The 26,712-nt window shown below is 29.3% G+C and carries 20 protein-coding genes; 10 read left to right on the forward strand and 10 right to left on the reverse strand.

The window, feature by feature from the left end:
• Positions 1-7 precede the first annotated feature (7 nt).
• Positions 8-832: a prolipoprotein diacylglyceryl transferase gene (gene lgt, locus MHL31_RS01900; protein ID WP_240227390.1), complete on the forward strand. Its 825-nt coding sequence runs from the start codon at positions 8-10 to the stop codon at positions 830-832.
• A gap of 147 nt (positions 833-979) precedes the next feature.
• Here lgt and MHL31_RS01905 read toward each other — a convergent pair whose 3' ends face one another.
• The 3 genes from MHL31_RS01905 to MHL31_RS01915 are packed head-to-tail and all read right to left on the reverse strand — an operon-like array spanning position 980 to position 3,123.
• Complete coding sequence (locus tag MHL31_RS01905) at positions 980-2,059, reverse strand: hypothetical protein (protein WP_240227391.1); 1,080 nt, start codon at positions 2,057-2,059, stop codon at positions 980-982.
• Positions 2,043-2,585: a hypothetical protein gene (locus tag MHL31_RS01910; RefSeq protein ID WP_240227392.1), complete on the reverse strand. Its 543-nt coding sequence runs from the start codon at positions 2,583-2,585 to the stop codon at positions 2,043-2,045. The genes MHL31_RS01905 and MHL31_RS01910 overlap by 17 nt, the downstream gene beginning before the upstream one ends.
• A complete protein-coding gene (locus MHL31_RS01915; RefSeq protein ID WP_240227393.1) occupies positions 2,566-3,123 on the reverse strand; it encodes an RNA polymerase sigma factor in 558 nt (185 codons plus the stop codon). The genes MHL31_RS01910 and MHL31_RS01915 overlap by 20 nt, the downstream gene beginning before the upstream one ends.
• A gap of 232 nt (positions 3,124-3,355) precedes the next feature.
• Between MHL31_RS01915 and lon the strand changes: the two genes are divergently transcribed.
• Positions 3,356-5,809: an endopeptidase La gene (lon, locus tag MHL31_RS01920; RefSeq protein ID WP_240227394.1), complete on the forward strand. Its 2,454-nt coding sequence runs from the start codon at positions 3,356-3,358 to the stop codon at positions 5,807-5,809.
• A 30-nt stretch (positions 5,810-5,839) separates the two neighbouring features.
• Here lon and MHL31_RS01925 read toward each other — a convergent pair whose 3' ends face one another.
• The 5 genes from MHL31_RS01925 to def are packed head-to-tail and all read right to left on the reverse strand — an operon-like array spanning position 5,840 to position 8,863.
• Entirely contained in the window at positions 5,840-6,571 is a 732-nt protein-coding gene (locus MHL31_RS01925) for an SDR family NAD(P)-dependent oxidoreductase (RefSeq protein WP_240227395.1), read from the reverse strand.
• A gap of 2 nt (positions 6,572-6,573) precedes the next feature.
• On the reverse strand, positions 6,574-7,035 hold the full coding sequence (locus MHL31_RS01930; RefSeq protein WP_240227396.1) for a DUF1801 domain-containing protein: 462 nt from the start codon (positions 7,033-7,035) through the stop codon (positions 6,574-6,576).
• Between the two features lie 34 nt (positions 7,036-7,069).
• Entirely contained in the window at positions 7,070-7,849 is a 780-nt protein-coding gene (mazG, locus tag MHL31_RS01935; protein WP_240227397.1) for a nucleoside triphosphate pyrophosphohydrolase, read from the reverse strand.
• Positions 7,850-7,851: 2 nt separating this feature from the next.
• Positions 7,852-8,271, reverse strand: a complete 420-nt coding sequence (locus MHL31_RS01940) for a DUF5606 domain-containing protein (protein WP_240227398.1) — start codon at positions 8,269-8,271, stop codon at positions 7,852-7,854.
• A 4-nt stretch (positions 8,272-8,275) separates the two neighbouring features.
• Complete coding sequence (def, locus tag MHL31_RS01945; protein ID WP_240227399.1) at positions 8,276-8,863, reverse strand: peptide deformylase; 588 nt, start codon at positions 8,861-8,863, stop codon at positions 8,276-8,278.
• Between the two features lie 411 nt (positions 8,864-9,274).
• Here def and MHL31_RS01950 point away from each other — a divergent pair, with 411 nt between their 5' ends.
• Together MHL31_RS01950 and MHL31_RS01955 are read left to right on the forward strand one after the other, a co-directional pair.
• Positions 9,275-10,879: an MFS transporter gene (locus MHL31_RS01950; protein ID WP_240227400.1), complete on the forward strand. Its 1,605-nt coding sequence runs from the start codon at positions 9,275-9,277 to the stop codon at positions 10,877-10,879.
• 26 nt (positions 10,880-10,905) lie between these two features.
• Positions 10,906-13,341, forward strand: a complete 2,436-nt coding sequence (locus MHL31_RS01955) for a GH36-type glycosyl hydrolase domain-containing protein (protein ID WP_240227401.1) — start codon at positions 10,906-10,908, stop codon at positions 13,339-13,341.
• Positions 13,342-13,390: 49 nt separating this feature from the next.
• On the opposite strand, the gene MHL31_RS01960 is transcribed toward MHL31_RS01955, so the two are convergent.
• Positions 13,391-14,263, reverse strand: coding sequence for an AraC family transcriptional regulator (locus MHL31_RS01960; RefSeq protein WP_240227402.1), 873 nt, complete (start codon positions 14,261-14,263; stop codon positions 13,391-13,393).
• Positions 14,264-14,443: 180 nt separating this feature from the next.
• On the opposite strand from MHL31_RS01960, the gene MHL31_RS01965 reads away from it, so the two are divergent.
• The 4 genes from MHL31_RS01965 (at position 14,444) to MHL31_RS01980 (ending at position 24,056) form a co-directional block, all read left to right on the forward strand.
• On the forward strand, positions 14,444-17,449 hold the full coding sequence (locus tag MHL31_RS01965; protein WP_240227403.1) for a TonB-dependent receptor: 3,006 nt from the start codon (positions 14,444-14,446) through the stop codon (positions 17,447-17,449).
• 21 nt (positions 17,450-17,470) lie between these two features.
• Positions 17,471-19,015, forward strand: coding sequence for a RagB/SusD family nutrient uptake outer membrane protein (locus MHL31_RS01970; protein WP_240227404.1), 1,545 nt, complete (start codon positions 17,471-17,473; stop codon positions 19,013-19,015).
• Between the two features lie 147 nt (positions 19,016-19,162).
• Positions 19,163-21,799: a glycoside hydrolase family 3 C-terminal domain-containing protein gene (locus tag MHL31_RS01975; RefSeq protein ID WP_240227405.1), complete on the forward strand. Its 2,637-nt coding sequence runs from the start codon at positions 19,163-19,165 to the stop codon at positions 21,797-21,799.
• Between the two features lie 37 nt (positions 21,800-21,836).
• Positions 21,837-24,056, forward strand: a complete 2,220-nt coding sequence (locus tag MHL31_RS01980) for a glycoside hydrolase family 3 C-terminal domain-containing protein (RefSeq protein WP_240227406.1) — start codon at positions 21,837-21,839, stop codon at positions 24,054-24,056.
• A gap of 114 nt (positions 24,057-24,170) precedes the next feature.
• Here the strand turns inward: MHL31_RS01980 and ruvX are convergent, their stop codons facing one another.
• Positions 24,171-24,581 carry a Holliday junction resolvase RuvX gene (gene ruvX, locus MHL31_RS01985; RefSeq protein ID WP_240228829.1) on the reverse strand — a complete coding sequence of 137 codons (411 nt, stop codon included), beginning with the start codon at positions 24,579-24,581 and terminating at the stop codon, positions 24,171-24,173.
• Positions 24,582-24,676: 95 nt separating this feature from the next.
• On the opposite strand from ruvX, the gene MHL31_RS01990 reads away from it, so the two are divergent.
• Both MHL31_RS01990 and MHL31_RS01995 read left to right on the forward strand, forming a co-directional pair.
• Complete coding sequence (locus MHL31_RS01990) at positions 24,677-25,492, forward strand: 2,3,4,5-tetrahydropyridine-2,6-dicarboxylate N-succinyltransferase (RefSeq protein WP_240227407.1); 816 nt, start codon at positions 24,677-24,679, stop codon at positions 25,490-25,492.
• A gap of 165 nt (positions 25,493-25,657) precedes the next feature.
• Positions 25,658-26,695, forward strand: a complete 1,038-nt coding sequence (locus MHL31_RS01995; RefSeq protein WP_240227408.1) for a UDP-N-acetylglucosamine 2-epimerase — start codon at positions 25,658-25,660, stop codon at positions 26,693-26,695.
• Positions 26,696-26,712 lie beyond the last annotated feature (17 nt).

The raw sequence follows: 26,712 nt of genomic DNA on the forward strand, positions 1-26,712 counted from the left end.
CTTTATAATGATATTACTTCAAATAGATTGGAATCCAGCACCAGAAATATTTAAAATTGGTTCATTTGCAGTTCGTTATTACAGCTTAATGTTTGTTATTGCATTTACGCTAGGATTGCATTTGATGAAAAAAATATTTATCAATGAAAAAATTCCACTTGAAAAATTAGATTCATTATTTATTTATATGGTAATTTCAATTTTATTAGGAGCTAGGTTAGGACATTTTTTGTTTTACGATCCAGAGTTTCTATTTAGAAAACCATTAGAAGTAATTTTACCATTTCAATTTTCTCCAACATTTAAATTTACAGGTTTTGCTGGTTTAGCAAGTCATGGAGCTGCAATTGGAGCAATAATAGCAATGTATTTATATAGTAGAAAAGTACTTAAAAAACCTTTGTTATTTATATTGGATAGAGTTGTGGTTGTTTCTGCAATAGGTGGAGCATTTGTAAGACTTGGTAATTTAATGAATTCTGAAATTATTGGAAAACCTACAGGAACCGATTATGGTTTTGTTTTTAAACGTTTAGGTGAAGATTTTCCTCGCCATCCAGCGCAATTATACGAATCTATATGTTATGTAATAATATTTGCCATTTTATGGTTTGTGTATTGGAAAACTACTAAAAAAGAAAAATTAGGGTATTTATTCGGAATGTATTTTGCGTTGACGTTTTTTGCCAGATTTGTAATTGAATTCTTTAAAGAAGCCCAAGTTGAAGGTAGAGAAAATTGGATTTTAGGCTTAAATACAGGACAAATTTTAAGTATACCATTAGTATTAATGGGATTGTACTTTATGTTTAGAAAATCAAATTCTAAATAGGAATTTTAGAAAACACAACAGCTTCATGCTGCAATTGATTCAGCATCACATCAAATTGGAAAAAGCGACTTGTGAGATGCTGAATTATATGTAACTTGCTGGAATACATTAATTTTTAACGTATTTTTAGGACTATAATTTAAGCGTTTACTCTGTAAAAGTAACTGATCCATAACTAGATTTTATAGTAATATTACTCGATGTATTTGCTGAGTTATAATAGCCTTCGTAGTATTTAGAAGTTGTTTTTACAATCTCTTTATTAATAGTAAAACCATCTCTATATTTTAAATTCCCGTAATTTAAACTTGTATTTATTGAAAAATTATTAGTTGGTTTTACCCCAATTTTAGTGTTTGTATAAGAAGAATTTATGGTAATATTTTTAAATTCATCTCCCAATTCTAATAGTTTTAAAGAACCATAATCCATATCAAAATCTCCAGTACCTCTTAATTTTTTAACTGAAGTATGCATATAATCGCTATTTCCAGTTATATCAAAAGCATCTTCAATTTTTAAGCTTCCATAATCACAGTTGTATTTTAAAAGAGCAATCTTTCCAAATGACAAATGTGAGTAATCTGCGTTTAATTTAACGCTATTTGATTTGTCTATATGCAGTGTAGAATAATCTGCATTAATAGTTCCATTTTGTATAAAATCTATAGTTGAATTGTTGGTGTAATCAATGTTTATATAATTATGTGTATTCCATAATTCTCCAATGGTTATTTTACCGTAATCGCAGTTAATTTTAGCGCTTCCTTCTAAATTATCGATGTTTATAGCTCCATAATCGTTTGTTAAATTCACATTATTGCTCACTGGCATTTGAATTAAATAATTAATTTCAATATTTATATTATTACTTTTTCCCCATTTTAATAAATTCCAAGAACTTGAGGTTTTTTCAATAATAGTTTCTGCAGTAACATTGTCTGGATTTCCGTCAAAATTAACATTAATTTTTTCTAATTTTTCTTCTACTTTTTCTTCATCATAACCATTAGTAGTTATAGTAACTTCAATAGCAATTTTGTTTTCGTTCCAAGTTGCAATACCTATATTTCCGTATTTATTGGTTATATTTAAAGTAGCATTGTTGTTTACAGAATATTCTTTTTTAAGTATTTTACTTTTAGTGTATTTATCTTTTCTTTCTGTTGCAGAAATAGTTAAAGGAATTAAGAATAATATGATTATTGTTTTATATAAATTTTTCATTGTCTTGCGTTTTTAATTGTTTTACATCATCTATTTGAGTTAATACACTATGTAATATTTCAATACGTTGTTGAAAATTGGAAACCATAGCATAAATAATTCGTTTATCTTCTGTACTTTCTTTTAGTTCTACAGTAAGTAGTTTGTATTGTTGTTCTAATATTTCTAGTTGTTTTAAACCATCGTTAATCAGTTGTTCAGTTGTGCTGTTTCGTTCTTTTTCAATAAGTAAAAGCTCTTTTTTAATTGTGGTTGCAAAGTAACTCTGTGTTTCTTCCATTTCTGTAGAAACTCTTGCTAATTCCATCCCTTTGTTTGAGATTGAAGAGCCTAACCATACTCCAAAAAGTAATACTACAGATGCAGCAACTGTAATTATAGAATACAGTTTAAATTTATTTTTAGAAGACTTGTTTTTTGGTTGATTTAATTTAGCTTCAAACCTATTAAAATGTCCAATTTTCGGTTCTTCTACATCAAATGTGTTTTCTAAATTTTTAAATATGTTATCTATATTGTCTTTCATTTTCACTTGCTAAAAGGTATCTTAATTTGTTTTTTGCTCTTGAAATGGTAGTTCTACTATTTTCATAAGAAATATCCATTATTTGAGCAATTTCTTCATAATCGTAACCTTCAATTAAATATAGTGTTAAAGCTACTTTATAATTATTTTTTAGAGTATTTAAAGCGGCTAAAATATTTTTAACATTTAATTCGTTATAATCAGGTATTTCATCATTAATTTCTGCTGTAACAGTATTTTCAATTGGTACCGTATTTAATTTATTATTTTTCTTTAAAGCTGTAATACTGTTATTAATTACTATTCTTTTTAGCCAAGCCCCAAAGGTTACATTTTGACTAAAGGTATGTAATTTTGTAAAAGCAGCTAAAAAAGATTCTTGCATAATATCTTCAGTTTCAAAACAATCATTTACAATTCTAAAAGATGTATTATACATAGCTTTATAGTATTGTTTGTATATTGCAAATTGTGCGGATGTATCTCCGTTTTTGCATTTTTCAATTAATGAGTTGCTATGTTGGTTTATTACTTTCAAAATTAATTGTTACCTAAAAGACAATCGATTTTTTAAACTGTTACACTTTTTATTAAAATTACAATAATTATTTTATGAGTAATTCTTATTTGGCACAACAATTGAAATTTATTGTATGAGTATAAATATTTTTATATTTTAAAACATTGATAATTAGAAAAATAAAATAATTTTGTGTAAAATGTTTTTTTAATAGAAAACTTTTAAATGACAAAATGACCCAAAATAAACTATGAGTAAATCGAAATTTTTAAATTTAGACAATATGTCACTTCAGAATATTTTAGATGAAGATGCTGATTTAATACCTTTAATGACTCCTGAAGACGAAGAGGAAATAAATAGAGAAGATGTTCCAGAAGTATTGCCAATATTACCTTTACGAAATACAGTTTTATTTCCAGGTGTTGTAATTCCAATAACAGCAGGTAGAGATAAATCTATTCAACTTATAAAGGAAGCAAATAAAGGAAATAAAATAATTGGTGTTGTAGCCCAAAAAAATGAAGCTGTAGAAGACCCAACAATAAATGATGTACATAAAGTAGGAACTGTAGCTCGTATTTTGCGTATGTTAAAAATGCCTGATGGAAATACTACGGTTATTATTCAAGGGAAAAAACCTTTTGAAATTGATAATTTTGTTCAGGAAAAACCATATTTAAAGGCAATAGCTAAATCAAGAAAAGAAGATAGATCACAAGAACTTGAGCCTGAGTTTGATGCTATTATAGACTCAATTAAAGAAATGTCAATTCGTATTATTAAAGAAAATCCGAATTTACCATCTGAAGCTTCATTTGCTATTAAAAATATTGAAAGTAAGCCTTTTTTAATCAATTTTGTGTCTTCCAATATGAACCTAAAAGTATCGGAAAAACAAGAACTTTTAGAAACAGAAAACTTAAAAGAAAGAGCTTTACTTACGTTAAAAAAAATGGATGAAGAATTACAACGTTTAGAGTTGAGAAACGTAATTCAATCTAAAACACGTTCTGATATGGATCAGCAACAACGTGAGTATTATTTACATCAACAGTTAAAAACCATTCAAGAAGAATTAGGAGGAGTTTCATACGATGAGGAGTTAGATGAAATGCGAGAAAAAGCCAAATCTAAAAAATGGAGTAAAGAAGTAAAAGAGACTTTTGAAAAAGAATTAGGGCGTTTACAACGTATGAATCCACAAGTTGCAGAATATTCTGTACAGCGTAATTATCTAGATTTATTATTAGATTTACCTTGGAATGAATATTCTAAAGATAAGTTTGATTTAAAACGAGCTCAAAAAATATTAGATCGCGATCACTTTGGTTTAGAAAAAGTGAAAGAAAGAATTATAGAGCATTTGGCCGTCTTAAAATTAAAAGGAGATATGAAATCTCCAATTATTTGTTTATATGGTCCTCCAGGTGTTGGTAAAACTTCTTTAGGAAAATCTATTGCAGAATCTATAGGTAGAAAATATGTTAGAATGTCTTTAGGAGGTGTAAGAGATGAAGCTGAAATTAGAGGGCATAGAAAAACGTATATTGGTGCAATGCCAGGAAGAATTATAAAAGATTTGAAAAAAGCAGGAACTTCAAATCCAGTTTTTGTTTTAGATGAAATTGATAAACTAGCATCATCTAGTCATAACGGAGATCCATCTTCTGCAATGCTAGAAGTATTGGATCCAGAACAAAATACTACTTTTTACGATAATTATTTAGAGTTAGATTTCGACCTTTCTAAAGTACTATTTATTGCTACAGCAAATAATTTATCTACAATTCCTTGGGCGTTAAGAGATCGAATGGAAATAATAAATGTGTCTGGTTATACTATTGAAGAAAAAGTAGAAATAGCTAAGCGTCATTTATTACCAAAACAAATAAAAGAACACGGTTTAACAGCAAAGCAAATTCAAATAGGGAAGAAGCAATTAGAAAAAATTGTAGAAGCTTATACAAGAGAATCTGGTGTTCGTGGTTTAGAAAAACAAATTGCTAAAATGGTGCGTTATGCTGCCAAATCTATTGCAATGGAAGAAACCTACGATGTAAAAATAACAAACGAAACTATTGAAAAAGTTTTAGGAGCATCTCATTTAGAACGTGATAAATACGAAAGTAATGATGTTGCTGGTGTTGTTACAGGGTTAGCTTGGACTAGTGTTGGTGGAGATATTTTATTTATAGAATCTATTGTATCTAAAGGAAAAGGACTTTCTATTACAGGTAATATAGGTAAAGTAATGAAAGAGTCTGCAACTTTAGCAATGGAATATATTAGAGCTAATGCTGAAAATTTTGATATTGATCCTAAAATTTTAGACGAATATAAAGTACATATTCACGTTCCAGAAGGTGCAACACCTAAAGATGGACCAAGTGCTGGAGTTGCAATGTTAACATCTTTAGTATCTGTATTTACACAACGTAGGGTTAAATCTAGATTAGCTATGACAGGCGAAATTACTTTAAGAGGTAAAGTTTTACCAGTTGGAGGTATTAAAGAAAAAATATTGGCAGCCAAAAGAGCAAATATTACTGAAATTATTTTGTGTAAAGAAAATGAAAAAGACATACTTGAAATAAAAGAAACTTACGTAAAAGGATTAAAATTCCATTATGTTTCTGATATGAGTGAGGTAATTAAAATTGCACTTACAAAGCAAAAAGTTAAAAATCCAAAAAAATTCTAATAAAAAAAGCAGCCAATTGGCTGCTTTTTTTTATAAATTTCTAACATCTAAAATACGACCATTTTTTAATTTACCTTTTGTATCAAGTTGATAAATCATTTTTGCAACTTGTTTAGGAGTAAATAATTCTCCGTTCTCGTAAAAATTAATAAAACGTTGTACAGATTTAAAATCTTCTTTGGGTATTTCTCTAACTTTTTCTTGCATGTTTGTATCTACAACTCCAGGATAAATTGAAACAATATCAACTCCATTTTTAATTTCTTTTTGCTCTTTAGCAATTACTTTTGTCATCATATCAACACCAGCTTTAGACGCACAGTACATAGACCAACTTTCGTAAGGTTTGATGGCTGCACCAGAAGAAATATTAATAATTTTCTTTTTACAATCCCAGTTTTTAGAAAGTTTAATAAATAATGAATTTAAAATTAATGGAGCTATTAAATTTACTCTAATAGTATAACTTATTTCTTCAGGAGCAATTTTCTCTAAGGTTTTTACATTTCCTAAGTCACCAGCATTATTTATTAATGTTAGTACTTTGGTAGTGTCTTTATCTAGTTGAGAAAATATTTCATTTACGGTATCTTCTATAGCTTCACTTTTACTAAGATCACATTGGTATTGTTCTAAAGCGTATTGTTTCGGAATTTTATTACGTGAAATTGATATTACGCGATAGCCTTTTTTATGATATTCTTTAGATAAACCATAGCCTAAACCTTTATTTCCTCCGGTTATTATTAATACATTATCCATTATTAATTATTTTTTTTAATAGTGTTTTCATATAAATTAATCCAGTTACTAACAGAAACTTTCTGCATTAATTGTGCAATTAATTCAAAAGGGATTTCTTCGGGTTTTTTAAACCTAATACAACTTTTACCCATATCTAATTTACGCTTGCAATGTTTTGGATATTCAAAAACAAACCAATCATATAATTCCTTATTTGCATAAATTCCCATATGGTATAATGCAATAAAATTTTTTTGGGATGCAATACTAGCAAAAGGAAGTGGTAAACTTGTATTGCAATGGTATCCATTTGGATATATGCTTTTAGGTACTACATAACCAATCATACCATAGCTTATTTCTTCTTTAAAACCTTTTGGAATGCTGTTTAAAATAGTTGCTCTTAATTTTTTAAAATAAAAAGCACGATCTTCTGGAAGTTGAGCGATGTATTCTTCTGGTGAATTGGCTTTATATAGCATAGTTTTAATTTGGACTTCTATGCTAAGTTATAAATTATTTATAGAACTTTTTAGATTCATTCCAAAAAACGTCCATTTCTTTTAAAGACATCTTATGAAGTGATTTATTAATTTTTTTAGCTTCTTTTTCTAGATATTGAAACCTATTAATAAATTTTTTGTTAGTGCGTTCTAAAGCGTTTTCTGGGTTAACTTTAATAAAACGAGCATAATTAATCATAGAAAATAATACATCTCCAAATTCAGCTTCTATAGAGTCTGTATTACCTTTTTTAATCTCTTCGTTTAATTCTGTAAGTTCTTCCTGAACTTTTTTCCAAACTTGTTCAGGTTGTTCCCAATCAAAGCCTACGCCAGCAACTTTATCTTGTATACGGTTAGCTTTAACCATTGCAGGTAAAGATTTGGGAACACCTTCTAAAACAGATTCTTTACCTTCTTTTAGTTTTAGTTGTTCCCAATTTTGTTTTACTTCTGCTTCATTTTCTACGGTAACATCACCGTAAATATGAGGATGTCTATAAATTAATTTTTCTGAAATTTCATTTGCAACATCAGCAATATCAAAACTATCTGTTTCTGAACCAATTTTTGCGTAAAAAACTATATGAAGTAATACATCGCCTAATTCTTTTTTAATTTCTTCTAAATCGTTATTAAGAATAGCATCGCCTAATTCATAAGTTTCTTCAATTGTTAAATGGCGCAGTGATTGAAAAGTTTGCTTTTTATCCCAAGGACATTTTAAACGCAATTCATCCATAATATCTAATAAACGACCAAATGCTTTTAACTGTTGTTCTCGGGAATTCATAATTAAGCTTCTTCTGTTTCTTGTTCTTCTTCAGTAATTGCTGTAAAATCGAAATTTTTTGAAGCTAATAAATTATACCATTGCAATACTTTTTTAATGTTTGAAGTATAAACACGTTCTTCGTCAAAGTTTGGTAAAATTTCTCTAAAATAAGAAGTTAATACTTTACCACTTTCTTTATGGCTAATTGCTTCTTTACCATTTTCTTTTTCACCAATACTTTTTAATATTATACGAAGTGGTACTTCTTCTTCATATGTATAAATAGCAATTTCGTTTAAGGCACTAATATTATGTGTAACAGTTACTGGAAATTTTTTACCATCTAATAAAGATTCTACAATAATTCCACCTTTAGATTGTGCTTTAATTTCATACAAACCTGGTTTACCGTTTACAGCTACAATGTCTTTTAATTCCATATAGTTATTTTCTTTTTAATAAGGGAAATCTCATTCTATATTTTGGATTTATTTTCCCTTTTGAAATATTTTCTAGTTTCTTTTTAATTAATCGTTTTTTTAATGAAGAAATTTTATCCGTAAATAAAATACCTTCAATATGGTCATATTCGTGTTGTACAACTCTTGCCGCAAGACCATCAATAACATCTGTATGTTTTTCAAAATTTTCATCAAAATATTCGATGGTAATTTTTTCTTGTCTAAAAACATCTTCATTAATATCAGGAATGCTTAAACAGCCTTCGTTAAAAGCCCACTCATCACCTTCTTCTTTTAAAATTTTAGCATTTATAAATACCTTATCAAAAGAAGCTAAGAACTTGCGTTCTTCAGTTTCTAATTCATCATCTTCACTAAAGGGAGTTGCATTTACAATAAACAACCTAATAGCTTTTCCAATTTGTGGTGCTGCTAAACCAACGCCATTTGCATTTACCATTGTTTCTTTCATATTTTCGATAAGAATATCTAAATCTGGATAGTCTTTATCTATATCAATACCAACTTTTCTTAAAACTGGATCTCCGTAAGCTACTATAGGTAAAATCATACTCTTTTTTTTGGATTGCAAAAGTACGAAAGTTTGAATTAATAATAAAACGTTGAGAATTATAATTTACAAAACTATGAATCTATGCTATATTTTTGTGAAACTTTATTGTTTTAAAGTATAACTAATAAGAAATTATCTTTAAATACTTGAAATTTAATGTAAATAGCTGCTATATTTTAAAAAGTTATAAAAAATAGTTATGAAAAAGACAAAATAGTATCATTAGGTTTTTTAATTGTTATTTAATTTTGAAAATCGATAATTATTATTTCTATATGAGATAATAATTGTGTTAGATATATAATGTAACATGTAAGTATACAACTAAAATACTGCAATTAATTTTAATACTGTATTTGTGTTTTAATATTTCAATTGAATAAATAATGAATAAAAATAAAAAGGCAAATGACTAAGGATAATAAACTATCGTTAAAAGAAAAAATAGGCTATGCATTAGGAGATGGTGCAGCAAATATTGCTTGGAGAGGAGTGGCAACCTTTTTATTTATTTTTTATACAGACGTCTTTGGATTGAGTCCTGTTACGGTTGGTATGCTAATGTTAGTAGCGCGTTTTAGCGATGGAATTAGTGATGTTTTAATGGGAATTATTGGAGACAGAACAAAGTCTAAATACGGAAAATTCCGTCCATGGATTTTATGGACAGCTATTCCTTTAGCTGCAATTTTATCTCTATTATTTACAAGTCCAGATTTAAGTTCTACTGGAAAAATTATTTACGCTTATATTACATATATATTTTTCACATTAATTTATACAGCTAATAATATTCCTTATGGGGCTCTTATGGCGGTAATGACTGGTGACGATAAGGAAAGAACTAGTTTAGGATCTTTTAGAATGGTTGGTGCTTTTGGAGGAGGTATGTTAGTGCAAGGAGCTTTACTTTTTTTAGTAGCCTATTATGGTAATATTAATCCGGATATTGAAGTTTCTAAATTAGAAAATGAAAAGTATAGAGTAACAGTTTCTACTTCAAAAGATGTAGATAATGTTAATATTAAAACTGAAGATGGTATTGCTGAATTTATTTGGGATGATGCTAAAATGGCTGCTACCGATAATATTCCAACAAATAGAAAAAGTTTTTCAATGGAGGCAAATGAAGAATATGCTTTTATTGTTCAAGGTGAAAACAACTTATCTGAAAGCAATATTTTTATAATAGATCAAAAAGAAGGTTATAGTAATTCAATGTATATAATGTCTGTTTTACTAGCTATTTTAATGTTTATTACTTTTTATACAACTAAAGAAAGAGTACAACCTCCAAAAACACAAAAAAATAATTTAAAGAAAGATTTTAAAGATTTAATTTCAAATAAACCTTGGTTAGTTTTATTAGTTATTGGCTTATTATTCAATATCTATAATTCTATAAAACAAGGAATTGTAATTATTTATTTTACACATTATTTAAACAATCAATTATTGGCTGCATCATTCTTAATAGGTTTAATGTTAGCTTCAGTATTAGGTGCAATGGTAACTGCGCCACTAGGAAATAAATTAGGAAAAAGAAATTTATTTATATATGCATTGCTTTTTTCAGGTGGTGTAAATGCTTTATTAATGTTTTGTGGACCAACAGATATAGAAGCTATTTTTATAATAGGTATTGTATCTGAATTTGCTGCAGCAATGTTTCCTACTTTGTTTTTTGTTATGCTTGGTGATGCTGCAGATTATTCAGAATTTAAAAATGGACGTAGAGCTACTGGATTAATATATTCTGCTGGTTCCTTTGCAACTAAATTTGGTGGAGGAATTGCAGGTGCAATAATTGGATTAATTTTAGGAGCTTTTCATTACAATGGACAAGACACAGCAGCAATACAAGGTGCGTTTCCTGGAATTATTATGTTAATGAGTTGGGTGCCAGCTATTATTACAGTAATAGCAGCAGGTCTAATGTTTTTGTACCCGCTTACACAAAAGAAACTTAATGAAATTACGATTGAATTAAATACGCGAAGACTTAAAGAATAAATTATTAAGGATTAAAATTTAAAAAAATGAAATACGGTTATTTCGATGATGCTAATAGAGAATATGTAATTACAAACCCAAAAACACCTTATCCTTGGATTAATTACTTAGGTAATGATGTTTTTTTCTCATTAACATCTAATACTGGAGGAGGATATACTTTTTATAAAGACGCTAAGTTTAGAAGGTTAACACGTTACAGATATAATAATGTACCAGTTGATACTGGTGGAAAATATTTTTACATTAAAGATGGTGATACAACTTGGTCTCCAAGTTGGAAACCAGCAAAAGAAAAGTTAGATAGTTACGAATGCCGTCATGGTATGAGTTATACTAAATTTAAAGGAGTTAAAAATGGTGTAGAATCAGAAGTTTTACAATTTATTCCTTTGGATTTTTTGGGTGAAATCCAGAAAGTTAGTCTTAAAAATACCACTTCTAAAGTTAAAAAGTTAAAGTTGTTTTCTTTTATAGAATTTGCACTTTGGAATGCAGAAGATGATATGACAAATTTTCAACGAAATTTTAATACAGGAGAAGTTGAAATAGAAGATGCGGTAATCTATCATAAAACAGAATTTAAAGAACGTAGAAATCATTATGCTTTTTACTCTGTAAATCAGCAAATTAATGGGTTTGATACAGATAGAGATTCATTTATAGGTTTGTATAATGGTTTTGATGATCCAGAAGTAGTTTCTGAAGGGAAATCTAAAAATTCAGTTGCGCATGGATGGTCTCCAATAGCGTCACATTATATTGAAATTGAATTGCAACCTAACGAAGAAAAAGACTTTATTTTTATGTTAGGTTATGTAGAAGTTGATGAAGATAATAAATGGGAAAGTAAAGGAGTAATTAATAAAAATCCTGCAAAGGAAATGATTACTAAGTATGATACCGTTGAAAAAGTAACTGAAGCATATAATGAATTAAGAGTTTATTGGGATAATTTATTGGGTAAAATTAATATTGAATCTGGAGAGGATAAGTTAGATAGAATGGTGAATATATGGAATCAATACCAATGTATGGTTACTTTTAATATGTCTCGTTCTGCTTCATTCTTTGAGTCTGGAATTGGAAGAGGAATGGGCTTTAGAGATTCAAATCAAGATTTAATAGGTTTTGTACACCAAATACCAGAAAGAGCACGTGAAAGAATAATTGATATAGCATCTACTCAATTTGAAGATGGTTCTTGTTACCACCAATACCAGCCATTAACAAAAAAAGGAAATGCAGCAATTGGAGGTAATTTTAATGATGACCCATTATGGTTAATTCTTTCAACTACAGAATATATTAAAGAAACTGGAGATTTTACATTGTTAGATGAAATGGTTCCTTTTGATAATGATGCATCAAGAGCTAAATCACACTTCGACCATTTAAAAGCTTCATTTTACCACGTTGTAAATAACTTAGGACCACACCAATTACCTTTAATAGGAAGAGCTGATTGGAATGATTGTTTAAATTTAAGTTGCTTTTCTAAAGATCCTAATGAATCTTTTCAAACTACAGGAAATAAAAAAGATAGCAAGGCAGAATCTTTAATGATTGCAGGTTTGTTTGTAGTATATGGAAAAGAATATATTAAACTATGTAATATTATTGGGAAAACTAAAGAAGCCGAAGAAGCACAAGTTCATGTAGATAATATGATTGAAGCCGTTAAAAAAGATGGTTGGGATGGTGAATGGTATTTAAGAGCTTATGATTATTATGGTAAAAAAGTAGGTTCAAATGAAAATGAAGAAGGAAAGATTTTTATAGAATCACAAGGTTGGTGTACTATGGCTGAAATCGGTAAAGAAGAAGGCTTGGTAGAGAAATCGTTAGATTCAGTTAAAAAACATTTAGATTGTGAATATGGTATTGTATTAAACAGTCCTGCTTTTACAGAATACAAGATAGAATATGGTGAAATTTCTACTTATCCAGCAGGATATAAAGAAAATGGAGGTATATTTTGCCATAACAATCCTTGGATAATGATTGGAGAAACAATGCTAGGTCGTGGAGATAATGCTTACGATTATTATACAAAAATAGCTCCAAGTTTTTTAGAAGATATTTCAGAGTTGCACAAAGTTGAGCCTTATGTATATTGTCAAATGATTGCTGGTAAAGAAGCATTTAAACCTGGAGAAGCAAAAAACTCTTGGTTGTCTGGAACAGCATCTTGGAATTTTTATACAATTACTCAGTATATTTTAGGCATAAAACCAGATTATAATGGACTTTTAATAAATCCTTGTATTCCTTCAAAATGGAATGGATTTAAAATGAAAAGAGAATTTAGAGGGGCCATTTATAATATTGAAGTTTTAAACCCTAATAATGTTAGTAAAGGAGTTGAGAAGATGATTGTTAATGGAGAAACAATCACAACCAATATAATACCTATTTTAGAAAAAGGAAAATCCCATGAAATTAAAGTAATTATGGGATAGTTTGAGTTAGTTTTTTTTATACTGATAAAAGTATTATAGTATTCAGGTACTATAATACTTTTTGTATTCCTACAAATTGTTCTCTAAACTCTTTAGGTGTACAATTTTTAGATTTTTTAAACAACCTATTAAAATTGGCAATATTATTAAATCCGCATTTAAATGCAATTTCTCCAATAGTTAAATCAGTTTCTAAAAGCCAATGTGAAGCAAAGCTAATACGTGTATCGTTAATATAACTAACAAATGTTTTACCGGTACGTTTTTTAATAAATCTATTAAAAGATACAGGGCTCATATTTACCAATTCAGATATTTCGCCTAATGTTATTGTTTTATTAAAATTTTCTTGAATATAGTCATATACCTTTTTAATCTTATCGCTATTGTGAAAATCTTCTTTTTCAGCACTTGAATTAGAAAGCATTCTTTGATTTTCAGATTTAGCTAAATCATTTAAAATAGAAACAAATTCTAAATAATATTCAATTCCAGAAATACGAGTAAGCATCATTAATCTAGGCATTATTTTTAATGTAGTTTCTCGAGAAAAAAGTATTCCATGTTTAGATCTAGAAAACATATCTTTAATAGGTTTAAAAATTCTACGAGATAATGTTTTTTCATTTAATAAATCTTGATGAATGTGAATTGTAATTTCATAGATTTCTTTACAAGTGCATTTATGAAGTTTCCAACCATGCACAATATTAGGACCTGCTAATACAAGTTCTATATCTTCAATATTTTCAGAATGATCACCTATAATTCGTTTTACTCCTTTTCCTTTATAAATAAAATTTAATTCATATTCTGGGTGAAAATGAATGGGGAAATCAAAATCATCTTTTACTCTTTCTTCAACCAAAAAACTGTCTTCTGGAATTAAACGTGTTATTTCTCTGTGGGCATTGGCAATCATAGCTATAATAATGTATTATTTTGTCCTATTTGTATGTTATATTGTCGTAAATATATAAAAAAGTGACAATATTATATTAATATTATGTTAACATCTTCTATAAATTTGTGAATGTATTAATTAAAATCTTAATAATTAATTAACACAAATAAACTAAAGAATAATTAAATCAAATTTTTTATGAAAAATCAAATGTTAAAAAAAATCCTAATTCTTGGAAGCTTTTTGCTAGGTGTTGTGGCACACGCGCAGAGTGTTTCAGGAACAATCTCGGACTCAAACGGTCCATTGCCAGGAGCTAGTATAATAGTAAAAGGAACGAGTAATGGAACAACTTCAGATTTTAATGGTAAATACATTTTAGAAGATGTAGCACCAGATGCTGTACTAGAAATTTCTTATGTTGGGTATGGAACAAAAGAGATTAATGTAAATGGTGAAAAAGTTATTAATGTTATTCTTATTGAACAGTCAGATGTTTTAGATCAAGTAATTGTTATTGGTTATGGAACTAAAAAGAAAAGCTTAGTTACTGGTGCAATTTCTAGTTTAGATTCTAAAGAAATTGAAAATTCATCGAGCCCACGTGTAGAACAAGTTTTACAAGGTAGAGTTTCAGGTGTAACTGTTGTTTCTTCTTCAGGTTCTCCAGGTTCTGGAGCAAAAGTGAGAATTAGAGGAGCAGGTTCAAACGGTAATTCAGATCCTTTATATATTGTAGATGGTATGAAAGTAAGCTCAATGGATAATATTGCTCCTAGTGATATTGCTAATATTGAAGTTTTAAAAGATGCAGCCTCTTCTGCAATTTATGGTACAGAAGGAGCAAATGGTGTTGTAATTATTACAACTAAACAAGGAAAAATAGGTGAACAAATTATTAGTTTTAGCTCTAGTTTAGGATCTCAATCTGTAAATACAAAAATGGAGTTAATGGATGCTAGCCAATTTGTAACTTATATGAACGAAGCAGGTGAAGCTACAGTAGTTGATAATGGTATTAATACTAATTGGATTGATGAAACTTTTAATAATTCATTTGTTCAACGTTATGATGTTAGTTTTTCTGGAGCAACTGAAAAAACATCTTATTATTTATCGGGTTCATACTTAGATCAAGATGGAACAGTTGGAGAGGATAATAATTACAAAAGATATACAACACGTTTAAATGTTAAAAGTGATGTAAAAGAATGGTTAGAAATTGGTGCAAATATTACTTATACAAATATTGCAAATTCTCCAATTTCAGAAGATGATTCATATAGAAGTCCTATTAACAGTATGTTATTAATTGACCCGCTAACTCCAGTAATTTATTCTGGTACTTTACCTTCAAGAGCAGCTGATGGTGTTGCAAATGGAACTGCAATGACAGATAGTAATGGGAATGTTTATGGTTATCCAACATATTCTACTGGAGAGGTAATAAATCCAGTTGCGTCTTCCAACTATATTTATAGAGGTGGAATAGATACTGATAAAATATTATTATCTGTATTTGCTAAATTTAAATTAGCTGAAGGATTAAATTTTACATCTAGATTAGGATATGAGAGATCTAATACCATTGATAGTAGATGGACACCTATTTATTATGTTTCATCTGAAGAGCAAAATTCACAAGTAACTTTAAATGATAATTTAAGTAGAAACTCTAGATGGTTGTGGGAAAATTTTGTAGACTATTCAAAACAAGTAGGAGATCATAACTTTTCAGCTTTATTAGGATATTCTGCTGAAAAAATTAAAAATCCTTATTATTCATTACAAGGTGGAGAAGTAGCTCAAGAATCTGAAGAGTTTACATATTTCGACTTTACTAATAGAGATAATGATAAAATTGGTGGAAGTATTTACCAAAAAAACATGAACTCTGTTTACGGAAGATTATCATATGATTTTGCAGGAAAATATATGTTTGAAGGTTCTTTAAGATATGATACTTCAAGTGTTTTCCCTACATCTAACAAAGGAGGATATTTCCCTGCTGTTTCAGCTGGATGGGTACTTTCAAAAGAAGACTTTTGGAATGAAGATAGCGCTATAGATTATTTTAAATTTCGTGCAAGTTGGGGACAAAATGGTTCAGATGCTAACTTAGCAGGTAATGGAGATATTCAAGTATTTAGAACTGTTGATGGTACTGTTCCAGTTGTTTATGAAGGTGTAACAGGTGTAACACCTGGAGACTTAGCAAACCCTAGTTTAACTTGGGAACGTTCAGAACAAACCGATATAGGTGTTGATTTAAGAGCGTTTAATGGTAGATTTAATTTTGGAGCTGATTGGTATAATAAAACTACGAAAGATTTAATTATTCCTGATGGAAATATTATTGCACCACCTTCATTAGGTCAAACTGTTGGAGCTATTAATGGTGGTACTATTAAAAATACAGGTCTTGAATTTGAAGCAGGATGGAATGATACTACTGATGGTGGATTGAGTTATGGAGTTAATTTTAACTTCTCTACTTTAGATAATGAAGTAACGGATGTAATTGTACCTTCTCCATTACAAGGAGCTACAGCACCATCAAATGGTGACGGAGTTACAAGATTTGAAGAAGGATATCCAGTATGGTATTTTTATGGATATAAAACAGATGGAATAGATTCTGCAACAGGAGCTCCTATTTACGTTGAAACTGATGGAAATGCCGGAATTACAGCGAATGATAAAACATTTATTGGGTCACCTCATCCAGATTTAATTTATGGAGGTAATATATCTTTAGGTTACAAAAATTTCGATTTTAATCTTATGTTCCAAGGTGTTGCAGGAAACGAGATTATTGCTGCATACCACCAACCATCACGTCCTTTTACAAATAAACCAGTAAATTGGTTTACAGATAGATGGACACAAGCAGGAGATAATGCTTCTATGCCAGGTGCTGCAAATGCTATAGATGCATATCAATCAGATTTAGTTGTTGAAGATGGTTCTTATATGAGAATTAAACAATTACAATTAGGATACACTTTTGCAGATGAATTAATTGAAAAGATTTCTTTAAAACGATTAAGAGTTTATGTTTCAATGGATAACTACTTTACATTTACTAAATTTTCAGGTTTAGATCCTGAAGCAGGTAGTTTTTCAGATAATAGTATTGGTGTAGATAGAGGTTTCTATCCAATACCTAGAGAAATTATGTTTGGACTGTCATTAGATTTTTAATAAAAAAACATTTATATAAATATGAAAAAAATAATTTTTAGTACTATAGTTATACTTTTAATAAGTGTTTCATGTAGTAAAGACTTTGTAGAAATTCCACCAGTTGGAGTTTTAGATGCCTCGACATTCTTCAATACAGAAGAAAATGCGGAACAAGCTTTAATAGGTTTGTATGATTTAATGCAGTACAATTATGCAAAAGATTGGTCTAGTGCTTATTTTGTAAAAATGTTACCAGGAGATGATGTTAATTGTGGAGGTGGTTCTGCTACAGATCAAGTTCCATTAGTAGAAATTAATGATTATGTTAATTTATCTGTATCAAACCCTGCTGTTACAAGTGTTTGGAATTTACATTACCGTACAATTGCATTGGCAAATACTATTATTGAAAATGTAGAACTTAGCGAATTGTCAAATAAAGCAGCTGTATTAGCAGAAGCAAAATTTATGAGAGCTTGGTGTTATTTTGAATTAACAACAATGTGGGGTGATGTGCCTTTACGATTGGTTAATCCATCTGAATTAAGTTCTGAAGCTTTTGCAATTCCAAAAAGTCCTAGGTCAGAAATATATGCACAAGTAGAAGCAGATTTAACAGAAGCTATAAACGGATTACCAACAAGAGGTGCCTTAGCTCAAGATTTTAGAGTTTCAAAAGCATCTGCACAAGCATTAATGGGAAAAGTATTAGTTTTTCAAGAAAAATATTCTGAAGCACTTAATTACTTAGAATCTGTTATTTCTAATCCTAATTATGGATTAGCAGCAACCAGTGAAGATGTTTGGTCTGTTGATGGAGAATTTGGAGTTGAATCTTTATTAGAAATAGGATTCGTTGCTACAAATGCTTATGATTGGGGAAATGTTGCGTGGGGAGGAAGAATGGAAAGTAATTTACACGTACAATTAATGGGACCTCGTGGTGAGTTTGATATAGCTCCTGTAGGATTGTTAAACGGTTGGGGATTTAATTACCCTTCAGCAAAATTAATTTCAGCTTTTGAATCTTCTGGTGAAAACGCACGTAGATCAGCAACTATAATGACTGAACAAGAATTAGTTGATGCAGGTGGATCTGTAAATAGTACAGATGAAGACGGAAATCCTGTTGAAATTTATGGATACGATGGAGCTATTAGAATAAAATATGCTACAAAAGATTCAGATACAAGTGAGGGAGGTATAAAAGAGTTGAATTATTCTGTAAATTGGAGATTGTTTAGATATGCTGAAGTATTATTTTTAGCTGCTGAAGCCTACAACAAAACAGGTGCTGATGATAAAGCTATTATCGAATTAAATAAAGTTAGATCAAGAGCAGGTTTAGATGCTTTAGATAATTCACTAAGTGGTGATGCTTTATTTGAAGCTATGATGCAAGATAAATTTTTAGAATTTGCGCACGAAGGTCAACGTTTTTGGGATTTAGTTCGTTGGGGCAAAGCTTCTTCAGAATTAGCTGGAACTGGTTATACAACTAAAAATGACTTATTTCCAATACCTATTACAGAAATTGATTTAAATGCTGCTTTAACACAAGATGATCAAAATCCTGGTTATTAATATCTAATACTAGTATTTTAAATAGATAAAAAACAACGTGGTAAACACGTTGTTTTTTGTATTAATAATAAATAATAAAATATTCAAATTAACCCAAATTTCTTATAGTTAAATATTAAATTTAACTATAAATAACCCAGCAAAAAAATGAAAAAATACATTTCTTTAATAATTTTAACCATTATTGTTTTTTCGTGTAAAGAAAATAAACCGACTTATAAAAACCCTAATGAAAGTTTTGAAAATCGCGCAAAACATTTAGTGTCATTAATGACTTTAGAAGAAAAAGTTTCACAAATGAGCTATGAATCTCCAGCAATTGAACGTCTAGAAATACCAGAATATAATTGGTGGAATGAATGTTTACATGGAGTTGCAAGAGCAGGTGTAGCAACAGTTTTTCCTCAAGCCATTGGTATGGGGGCAATGTGGGATAAACAACAAATGTTTAGAGTTGCAAATGCAATTTCAGACGAAGCAAGAGCAAAACATCACGAATTTGCAAGTAGAAATAAAAGGGGAATTTACCAAGGGTTAACATATTGGACACCTAATATTAATATTTTTAGAGATCCTAGATGGGGTAGAGGTATGGAAACATATGGAGAAGATCCCTATTTGACAGGAGAACTTGGTGTGCAATTTATTAAAGGATTACAAGGAGATGATCCAACATATTATAAGTTAATTGCTACTGCAAAACATTTTGTAGTTCATAGTGGACCAGAGATTAGTAGACATAGTTTTAATGTAACTCCAACGCCATATGATATGGTAAATACTTATAGTCCACAATTTGAAAAAGTAATAAAACAAGCTGGTGTATATTCTATAATGTGTGCTTATAACAGTTATGATGGTTTACCATGTTGTGGAAATACTGAATTAAGTGATTTATTAAGAAATAAATGGGGTTTTAAAGGATATATAGTTTCGGATTGTTGGGCTATAAAAGATTTTTATAATAAAGGAGCTCATGAAGTCTCTGAAAATCAGCAAGAAGCTGCTGCAATGGCGGTAAAAGCTGGAACTGATTTAAATTGTGGAGATTCTTATCCAGCACTTGTTGAAGCTGTAAAAAATGGACATATTACTGAAGACGAATTAAATGTTTCTTTAGAAAGATTAATTGTAGCGCGATTGAAATTGGGTTTATTTGCTCCAGAAGGAGCTGTAAAATATGAGAAAATTCCCTATGATGTTGTTGATTCTGAAACACATAGGTTATTGGCTTTAGAGACTTCTAGAAAATCTTTAGTCTTGTTAAAAAATGAAAATAATTTATTACCATTCAGTAAAGATGTTAAAAAAGTAGCTGTTATCGGTCCAAATTCAGATGATTTAGAAGTTTTATTAGGAAATTATAATGGATACCCTTCAAATCCAATAACACCTTTAAAAGGTATTATTGATAAATTACCAGATGCTGAAGTTAACTTTGCTGTTGGATGTAAAACAGCAGAAGGATTACCAATTTTTGAAGTCATACCAACATCTGTATTATTTACTGATGAAACTTTACAAACAAATGGTTTAAATGCTGCATATTATTCAAATTTAAATTGTGAAGGAACTCCAAACCATTCTCAAATAGATAAAAATGTTGATTTTATTTGGAGAACTAAAGCTCCTTTTTCAGATATGAAATATGATCATTTTTCTGTTCGTTGGACAGGGTATTTAAGTGTGCAAAAAACAGGTAAATATGCATTAGGTGGTGAGGCTTTTTCAGGAATGAAATTATATTTAGATGATAAACTTTTAGTTGAAAGGGAAGATGTACATCATCCTAAAAAAGAATATGAATATGTATCACTAGAAGCTGGTAAAAAATATAAAATAAAACTAGAATACAAGCAAAATAATACAGACTATGCTATTATGAGATTTTTATGGGAAGCACCTACAGATTCTTTAGAGCAAGAAGCAATTGAAATTGCAAAAAAATCGGATTTAATTGTCTTGTGTATGGGATTAAGTCCATTATTAGAAGGTGAAGAAATGAAAGTAAAAGTTGATGGTTTTTCTGGAGGTGATAGATTAGATGTTAAACTTCCTAAAACTCAAACAGATTTAATGAAAAAATTAAATAAGTTAGGAAAACCAATGGTATTAGTTTTATTAAATGGAAGTGCTGTTGCTATAAATTGGGAGAATGATAATATACCTGCAATTATTGAAGCTTGGTATCCTGGTCAGGCAGGAGGAACTGCTATTGCAGATGTAATTTTTGGAGATTATAATCCAGCTGGAAGATTGCCTTTAACATTTTATAAAGATATTAATGATATCCCTGAATTTTCAGAGTATGATATGAAAGGCAAAACCTATCGTTATTTTAAAGGAGAAGCTCTTTATCCGTTCGGTTATGGGTTAAGTTATACCAACTTTAAATATTCAGATTTAAAAATACAAAAAGAAATTTCAACAAATCAAAATTTGAAAGTATCAGTCGATATTACCAACAAAGGAGAATTTAACGGAGAAGAAGTAGTACAATTATATGCAACAAGACTTAAAGATGACGGATTAAATCCTACCCGATTGTTGTTAGGGTTTAATAGAATTCATCTAAATGTTGGAGAAACCAAAACAGTTGAATTTACTGTTACTCCTAAACAACTAGCAATAGTGAATAAAGATTACCAGCAAGTGGTAATTAATGAGGAAATTTCAATTTCTGTTGGAGGTGAACAACCTGAAACTAAAGGAAGAAAAAGCAACAATGTAGTATCTGAAATAGTTACAATTAAAGGCACACCTTTTTTAATTGAAAATAACTAAATTTGACTAAATTTTATTAAAAACGTAAATACAAAAAATGAATAGACAAAATAGTTTAAAACTAGTAGGGGTATTTGTAATAATTTTTGGAGTGTTAATTTTAAATTCTGGAATTTATGCGCAAGAAATTGTTTCTAAAAGTAACACAAATCGAGCTGTAGAATTAAAAATTGATAGTATAATCTCATTACTAACTTTAGAAGAAAAAGTAGCAATGTGTCATGCACAATCTAAGTTTTCAACTCCAGGGGTTGGAAGGTTAGGAATTCCTGAAGTTTGGATGTCTGATGGTCCGCACGGAGTTAGAGGAGAAATAAATTGGGATAATTGGGGCTATGCTAAATGGACAAACGATTCTATAACCGCTTTTCCAGCGTTAACAGCTTTAGCAGCAACTTTTAACCCTAAATTATCTAAAAAATATGGTGTTAGTATTGGTGAGGAAGCTTTGTATAGAGAGAAAGATGTATTATTAGGTCCTGGTGTAAATATTTATAGAACTCCATTAAACGGACGTAATTTTGAATATATGGGAGAAGATCCTTTTTTAGCTTCTAAAATGGTAGTACCTTATATTCATGGTGTACAAGAAAATGGTGTAGCCGCATGTTTAAAACATTATGTATTAAATAATCAAGAGCAATGGAGAGATCATATTAATGTAAAAGTTAGTGATAGAGCATTATATGAGATTTACTTACCTGCTTTTAAGGCAGCTGTTGTAGAAGGTGGAGTGTGGTCTGTAATGGGTGCTTATAATCAATTTAGAGGACAACATACTACACATCATAAATTATTAAATAAAATTTTAAAAACAGATTGGGGATTTGATGGTGTTGTAATTTCTGATTGGGGTTCTACGCATGATACAAAAGAAGCTGCACTTTATGGTCTAGATATGGAGATGGGAACAGGTACAGATGGGTTAACTTCAACGTCACTTAATGCATATGATAATTATTATTTAGCAGCTCCTTTTTTAGAAATGATAAAAAAAGGTGAAATTGAAGAAAGCATTGTAGATGATAAAGTTCGAAGAATTTTACGTTTAATGTTTAGAACCAATATGAATAAAAATCGTGGATTTGGAAAAATTAATAATGATGAGCATCTTGAAGTTGCACGTGAAATTGCTACTGAAGGGATTGTATTGTTAAAAAATGAAAATTCTTTCTTTCCAATAGATCCATCAAAAAAAATGACAATTGCAGTAATTGGAGAAAATGCAACTAGAAAAATGACTCTTGGTGGTGGGTCTTCAGAATTAAAAGCTAAAAATGAAATATCACCACTTAAAGGCTTGCAAGATCGTTATAAAAATGCAACTATTGTTCATGCTTTAGGCTATGCTTCAGGACCTCCTGTATATGGTAGAGTTATTCCTTCAGAATTAGATGCTGAAGCTTTAAAAAATGAAGCTATTGAAGTTGCTAAAAATGCTGATATAGTACTCTTTTTTGGAGGATTAAATAAAAATTATCAGCAAGATTGTGAAGGAGGAGATAGAATAGATTATGGATTACCTTTTGGACAAGAAGAATTGTTAGATGAATTGATTGAAGTTAATAAAAATATTGGAGTTGTTTTAGTAAGTGGAAATGCAGTTGCAATGCCTTGGTTATCAAAGGTAAATGCGGTAATGCAAGGTTGGTACCTAGGAAGTGAAGCAGGAAATGCATTAGCTGATGTTATTAGCGGTGATGTAAATCCTTCAGGAAAATTACCTTTTTCTTTTCCAGTACATTTAACTGACAATTCTGCACATCATTTTGGTGAAATTTCATATCCTGGAAATGGTGAATATCAGGAATATAAAGAGGATATATTAGTTGGTTACAGATGGCACGATACTCAAAAAATTAAACCTCTTTTTGCCTTTGGATATGGTTTATCTTACACAAATTTTAATATTGATAATGTAAGTGCAGATAAAAAAACATACACTTCTTCAGATATTATTAAAGTTACCTGTGATGTTTCTAATATTGGTGCCATTACTGGTTCTGAAGTTGTTCAGGTATATGTTGGTAAATCAAAATCAAAAGTTAAAAGAGCTGCAAAAGAACTTAAAGGTTTCGAAAAAATTGTAGTAAAAAATAATTCAACTGAAACTGTTGAGGTTTCAATTGCAGTAGAAGATTTGGCATATTATAATGAAACTATTTCAGATTGGAGTTTAGAAAAAGGTACTTATGAAATTTATGTTGGAAATGCTTCGAACAATATTTCAAAAAAACTTAAAATAAGCATCAAATAAAAATAGAATTTTTAGAATAATGTTAATTCAAATTAGCCCATAAATTTTAATAGTTTATGGGCTAATTTTTGTTGTAATTTATAGCTTGTTTTTTAAATTTTTAAAGGTATTCTGTTATTTTGAGTGTAAATACGATTGTAGAATTAAAGTTGCACTAATTTCATCAATTAATGCTTTGTTTTGTCGTTGTTTTTTCTTTAAACCACTGTCAATCATACTTTGAAAAGCCATTTTAGAAGTAAAGCGTTCGTCAATACGTTTTATTGGAATTTTTGGAAAAGTAGTACTTAGTTTTTTTATAAATGGTTTTATAAATTGTTCACTTTCGCTGGCAGTATTGTTCATTTGTTTTGGTTCACCAACAATAAATAATTCAACAGTTTCATTTTTTAAATACTCGGTTAAAAAAGAAAATAATTTATTAGTGTTAACTGTTGTAAGTCCTGAAGCAATAATCTGAAGTTCATCAGTTACTGCAATACCAGTTCTTTTCTCACCATAATCTAAAGCTAAAATACGTCCCAAAATAATAACAGAAATTTTAAAGTTGTGCAAATTTAGTCATTTTGAAAGATATAAGTATTTTAATTTTATATTTGCGCTTTAACAAAACTAAAGGAATGGAAAAAATTAAACAAATTATAGAAAATGCTTGGGAAGATAGAGCATTGTTAAAAGATGAAGCTACACAAAATACAATTAGAGAAGTTGTTGCTTTATTAGATGCAGGAACTTTAAGAGTTGCAGAACCAATAGATGGAGGATGGCAAGTAAACGAATGGGTGAAAAAAGCTGTTGTTTTGTATTTCCCAATTCAAAAAATGGAAACTATAGAAGTTGGTTGTTTTGAATACCATGATAAAATTCCATTAAAAACAGGTTATAAAGAAAAAGGAGTTCGTGTGGTTCCACATGCTGTTGCTCGTCATGGTTCATATATTTCTGCTGGTGCAATTTTAATGCCTAGTTATATTAATATTGGTGCTTATGTAGACGCTGGTACTATGGTAGATACTTGGGCAACAGTTGGTAGTTGTGCACAAATTGGTAAAAATGTACATTTAAGTGGAGGTGTTGGAATTGGTGGTGTTTTAGAGCCTTTACAAGCAGCTCCGGTAATAATTGAAGATGATGTTTTTGTAGGTTCACGTTGTATTGTTGTAGAAGGTGTTCATGTAGAAAAAGAAGCTGTTTTAGGTGCTGGTGTTGTTTTAACAATGAGTACTAAAATTATAGATGTTACAGGACCAGAACCAATTGAGATGAAAGGTAGAGTGCCAGAGCGTTCTGTAGTAATTCCAGGAAGTTATAAAAAACAATTTCCAGCTGGAGAATTTAACGTTCCTTGTGCTATGATTATTGGAAAACGTAAAGAAAGTACCAATAAAAAAACTTCTTTAAACGATGCGCTTCGTGAGAATGATGTAGCTGTTTAAAAATAATTCTAATATATTTTTATAAAAGCTGTTTTAATTTTTAAAAATTAAAACAGCTTTTTTTATGAAAGATTCCTTCTTTCTAAGAAATGACAGATTATTTAAAATTCTTTTTTAATTAACTAATTTGAAAACACTATTTTTGTTTTACTATTATAATAAAATATGAAATTTTTACTTTATATATCATATGATTATGGTTTTCCAATAGTGAGACCATTACAAGAAGAAATCTTAAAAAGAGGTTATCAGGTTGCCTGGTTTGCAGAAATAGAAGAGAGTAAAAAAAAGTTGCTACCAACAGAAAACTTATTAAATACTGTTGATGAAGTTGTTGATTATAAACCAGATGCAGTTTTAGTGGCAAGTAATGAAGTACCACATTTTTTCCCAGGTATAAAAGTGCAATTGTTTCACGGCTTTAGTGTAAATAAACGAAGTAAAGAGAAAGGACATTTTAGAATTAGAGGTTTTTTTGATTTGTATTGTACACAAGGACCTTCAACAACAAAAACGTTTAAAAAATTAGCACGTAAACATAAAAATTTTAAAGTAGTAGAAACCGGTTGGTCTAAGGTAGATATTTTGTTTCCAATTGAAGATAATACCAAGACACATAAACCCGTTATTTTTGTAGCTTCTACATTTACAGAACGTTTAAGTTTAGCACATAATGATAATGTTTTTAATGAAATAGTTAAACTTATTGAAAATGAAAACTGGGGTTGGATTGTTAATTTACATCCAAAAATGAATGAAGATATAGTACGTAAGTTTCAAGAATTAGATACATATAAGAACGTTACTTTTATTCCTTTTTTAGAGGATTTAGCTCCATTGAAAAATGCAGATGTAATGTTAACCGATACATCTTCAATAATTACAGAATTTATTATTCAAAAAAAACCAGTAATTACATTTAATAATAGAAAGCCTAAAAAAAGCTTTATAAATGTTACTAAAGTCAGTAAAATTAAGCCTGCAATAGAAAAAGCAATAAAAAGACCAAAAAAACTTATCAAAAAAATAGAATCATTTGCATTAAAACAGCACCCATATTTTGATGGAAAATCGAGTGAAAGAGTAATAGATGCTGTTGAAGATTTTGTAAATAATAATGAGCAAAAATTATTAAAAAGCAAACCGCTTAACCTTATTAGAAAGTTTAAAATACGAAAGCGTTTAAAGTATTTTAAATTTTAATTTCTTATAATAGCAAA

It is taken from the genome of Lutibacter sp. A80, from assembly GCF_022429645.1.
Lineage (GTDB): Bacteria > Bacteroidota > Bacteroidia > Flavobacteriales > Flavobacteriaceae > Lutibacter.

Coding starts and splice junctions, on each gene's coding strand:
- lon (WP_240227394.1), top strand. CDS start 3,356: ATGAGTAAATCGAAATTTTTAAATTTAGACAATATGTCACTTCAGAAT.
- MHL31_RS01925 (WP_240227395.1), bottom strand. CDS start 6,571: ATGGATAATGTATTAATAATAACCGGAGGAAATAAAGGTTTAGGCTAT.
- MHL31_RS01990 (WP_240227407.1), top strand. CDS start 24,677: ATGGAAAAAATTAAACAAATTATAGAAAATGCTTGGGAAGATAGAGCA.
- MHL31_RS01975 (WP_240227405.1), top strand. CDS start 19,163: ATGAAAAAATACATTTCTTTAATAATTTTAACCATTATTGTTTTTTCG.
- MHL31_RS01970 (WP_240227404.1), top strand. CDS start 17,471: ATGAAAAAAATAATTTTTAGTACTATAGTTATACTTTTAATAAGTGTT.
- lgt (WP_240227390.1), top strand. CDS start 8: ATGATATTACTTCAAATAGATTGGAATCCAGCACCAGAAATATTTAAA.
- def (WP_240227399.1), bottom strand. CDS start 8,863: ATGATTTTACCTATAGTAGCTTACGGAGATCCAGTTTTAAGAAAAGTT.
- MHL31_RS01905 (WP_240227391.1), bottom strand. CDS start 2,059: ATGAAAAATTTATATAAAACAATAATCATATTATTCTTAATTCCTTTA.
- MHL31_RS01955 (WP_240227401.1), top strand. CDS start 10,906: ATGAAATACGGTTATTTCGATGATGCTAATAGAGAATATGTAATTACA.
- MHL31_RS01980 (WP_240227406.1), top strand. CDS start 21,837: ATGAATAGACAAAATAGTTTAAAACTAGTAGGGGTATTTGTAATAATT.
- MHL31_RS01940 (WP_240227398.1), bottom strand. CDS start 8,271: ATGGAATTAAAAGACATTGTAGCTGTAAACGGTAAACCAGGTTTGTAT.
- MHL31_RS01995 (WP_240227408.1), top strand. CDS start 25,658: ATGAAATTTTTACTTTATATATCATATGATTATGGTTTTCCAATAGTG.
- MHL31_RS01930 (WP_240227396.1), bottom strand. CDS start 7,035: ATGCTATATAAAGCCAATTCACCAGAAGAATACATCGCTCAACTTCCA.
- MHL31_RS01950 (WP_240227400.1), top strand. CDS start 9,275: ATGACTAAGGATAATAAACTATCGTTAAAAGAAAAAATAGGCTATGCA.
- MHL31_RS01965 (WP_240227403.1), top strand. CDS start 14,444: ATGAAAAATCAAATGTTAAAAAAAATCCTAATTCTTGGAAGCTTTTTG.
- mazG (WP_240227397.1), bottom strand. CDS start 7,849: ATGAATTCCCGAGAACAACAGTTAAAAGCATTTGGTCGTTTATTAGAT.
- MHL31_RS01910 (WP_240227392.1), bottom strand. CDS start 2,585: ATGAAAGACAATATAGATAACATATTTAAAAATTTAGAAAACACATTT.
- MHL31_RS01960 (WP_240227402.1), bottom strand. CDS start 14,263: ATGATTGCCAATGCCCACAGAGAAATAACACGTTTAATTCCAGAAGAC.